Consider the following 3,194-nt stretch of genomic DNA (forward strand, 5'->3'; position numbering starts at 1 on the left):
AACTTGCAACGTCTCGGTAATACAGCCCGTATTTTGGTAGAACTACCGGGAGCAAGAGACGTACAACGTGTGCAAGCCTTACTACAAAGCACAGCCCAGTTAGAGTTTTGGCACGTGTATAAAATGGATGAAATGGTATCTTTCCTTTCATCAGCCAATGAGCTTGTAAAGGCAATGGAAAAGCCGAAATCTGAAAGCGATGAGGAAGTAACAGACTCTACCAGTGTTGAAAAAGATGAAATAACTGATCTTTTAGGAGGGGAAGATCTTGATGAACTTGCTGAAGATGTCGAAAACGACCCAATATTTGGAAGAATTCAAGGATTAGGTGGTCAGGGTGGACCGGTAATCGCTACTTTTAAATTAAGAGATACTGCTGTAATAAACAGTTATCTGAGAATGCCACAGGTTAGATCTTTGTTGCCTCAGGAACAGCGATTTGCTAAATTTGTTTGGGGTAAACCAATTGAAAACCCAACAACAGGTGAGCAATTATCAGAATTATATGCGATAAAAGCTAACAGGGAAAATATACCACCATTAAGTGGGAATGTTGTAACAGATGCTTCACAAACTTTTGACCAAAGAGGACAACCTGCTGTATCTATGCAAATGGATGGAACGGGTGCGAGAATTTGGGAAGAAATGACAGGAGTTGCTTCTGCTCAGCAATCTCAAATAGCAATTGTACTTGATAACATTGTGTATTCTGCACCAGGGGTTTCAAGAGGAGCCATTTCAGGTGGTCGTTCTGAAATAACAGGAAACTTTTCCTTAAACGAAGCCATTGACCTTGCAAACGTATTGCGTGCAGGTAAACTTCCTGCTTCTGCTGATATTATTCAAAGTGAAATTGTTGGTCCTTCATTGGGTCAGGAAGCTATTGACAGTGGTATTATGTCTTTTATGATTGCACTTGTTTTAGTATTGCTATGGATGATTTTCTATTATGGTAGAGCAGGGGTCTATGCAGATATCGCACTGATAGTAAACATCTTGTTTATATTTGGTATTCTTGCAGGACTGGGAGCCGTGCTTACACTTCCAGGTATTGCCGGTATTGTTTTAACCATCGGTATATCAGTAGATGCCAATGTACTGATCTTTGAACGTATCAGGGAAGAGTTCTATAAAGGAAAAGCTCAGAAAGACGCCATTAAAGACGGTTTTAATAATGCACTTTCGTCTATTTTAGATGCCAACATTACAACAGGTCTAACCGGTATTATTTTATTGGTTTTCGGTACTGGCCCTATTAAAGGTTTTGCTACCACCTTACTTATTGGTATCTTAACCTCTTTATTTACAGCTATTTTTATTACGAGATTGTTTATTGAAAGATATACTGTAAATGGAAAAGACTTAAACTTTTCAACCGGTCTTACTAAAAACTTGTTCAGAAATGTAAACATCGATTTCTTAGGAAAAAGAAAAGTTGCTTACATTATTTCAGGGGTATTAATCATTCTTTCACTGGGCTCTTTATTTACACAAGGGTTGAATCAGGGAATTGACTTTGTTGGAGGAAGAACGTATACCGTTCGATTTGATAAGTCTGTGATTGCTTCTGAAATCCAACAGGATTTGGTTGCTGTCTATGGAACAGCCGAAGCAAAGACGTATGGTGGAAACAATCAGTTAAAAATATCAACAGCTTATAAAGTTGATGAACAAAGTGGTGAAGTAGACAATGAAGTACAAGAATTATTGTTCCAAGCGCTTCAACCTAACCTTCCTGAAGGATATACCTATCAGGACTTTATAAGTGGAGATGAAACAAAACAGGTAGGTTTAATGCAGTCTATGAAGGTGGGTCCTACAATTGCAAGTGATATTAAGAGAGCATCAGTGTGGGCGATTTCTGGTTCATTGATTGTTGTTTTCTTGTATATTTTACTTCGATTTAGAAGATGGCAGTTTAGTTTGGGTGCAGTAGCCGCTGTAATACACGATACAATCATAGTTTTAGGACTCTTCTCACTTCTTCGGAATGCAATGCCGTTTTCTATGGAAATCGATCAGGCTTTCATCGCAGCAATCCTTACGGTGATAGGGTATTCATTAAATGATACCGTGGTTGTTTTTGATAGGATTAGGGAATATTTTAATGATAACCCAAGTTGGAAACTATTCAGGGTAATCAACTCCGCTGTTAACAGCACAATCAGTAGAACCTTGAATACCTCATTCACTACATTGATAGTATTGTTAGCTATCTTTATCTTTGGAGGAGACTCAATCAGAGGGTTTATGTTTGCTTTGATTATTGGTGTGATTGTAGGTACTTATTCATCAGTATTTATTGCAACACCGGTTATGTTTGATACCGTTAAGAAGAAAGGAATCAACTTAAAATACAAAGAAAAAGAAGAAGAAACAGAAGCTTAATACTTAAGCTTGTTAAATTAAAAAAACCGTTTTGAATTTTTCAAAACGGTTTTTTTAATTTAAAATAGAAACTATTCATCAAGCTTCCAGCTTATCTTGTCACCTACTTCAATATTCCATTGGTTTGATAAACCTGCTTTGATTTCTAATACATATTGTGATGGAACTCCGGAAGCAAGGGGACTAGCATCATAGGGTCTGGCATCTTTTTGAAAACTAACAATTCTTTGATCTGAGTCAATAAATAGAATGTCAAGAGCAATGGCTGTATTTTTCATATAAAAACTGCGAACTTGAGAATCCGGAAAAACAAACAACATAGCCTGATGCTCCTCCATTGAGTCACGATACATCAAACCCGTTTGTGTTTTGTATTCATCATCAGCAATTTCAATATCTAAAGTTTTATATATGCTGTCTGTATCTTTTTTAATAAGATTTAACTCACCGTTTTTAGTAAAGGAAATGGTAGCGGTTTTAACTTGTTTAGATGGTTGTTGATCCTTACAGGCGGTTGAAAATAATAAGGATAAAATTGCAACGCTAAGACATAGTTTTTTCATTGTATCTGATTTAATTTACGCTTGTAATGGAATATTTTTTTGAGGTCTGAACATAAAGTATAAACCTAGTAATATAAAGGGAATACTGAGCCATTGCCCCATATTAAGAGCCATGGTCTCTTCAAAAGCAACTTGATTCTCTTTGATAAACTCAACAAAGAAACGCACAGTCCAAAGCAGCACTAAAAACAATCCAAATATATAGCCCATTTTTTCCCTTTTGCTTGTTTTCCAGTAAATATA

The 3,194-nt window shown here is 36.5% G+C and carries 3 protein-coding genes; 1 reads left to right on the plus strand and 2 read right to left on the minus strand.

Going from position 1 to position 3,194, the window contains the following annotated elements:
* The coding region (gene secDF / locus AACY61_RS11090) for a protein translocase subunit SecDF (RefSeq protein WP_339611652.1) at positions 1-2,388 on the plus strand (2,388 nt) is incomplete at its 5' end.
* Positions 2,389-2,459: 71 nt separating this feature from the next.
* Here the strand turns inward: secDF and AACY61_RS11095 are convergent.
* Entirely contained in the window at positions 2,460-2,951 is a 492-nt protein-coding gene (locus AACY61_RS11095) for a DUF192 domain-containing protein (protein WP_339611653.1), read from the minus strand.
* 15 nt (positions 2,952-2,966) lie between these two features.
* Positions 2,967-3,194: prolipoprotein diacylglyceryl transferase family protein (locus tag AACY61_RS11100; RefSeq protein WP_339611654.1), on the minus strand; the 228-nt coding region annotated here is incomplete at its 5' end.

The sequence above is a fragment of the uncultured Planktosalinus sp. genome, assembly GCF_963973675.1.
GTDB lineage: Bacteria > Bacteroidota > Bacteroidia > Flavobacteriales > Flavobacteriaceae > Planktosalinus.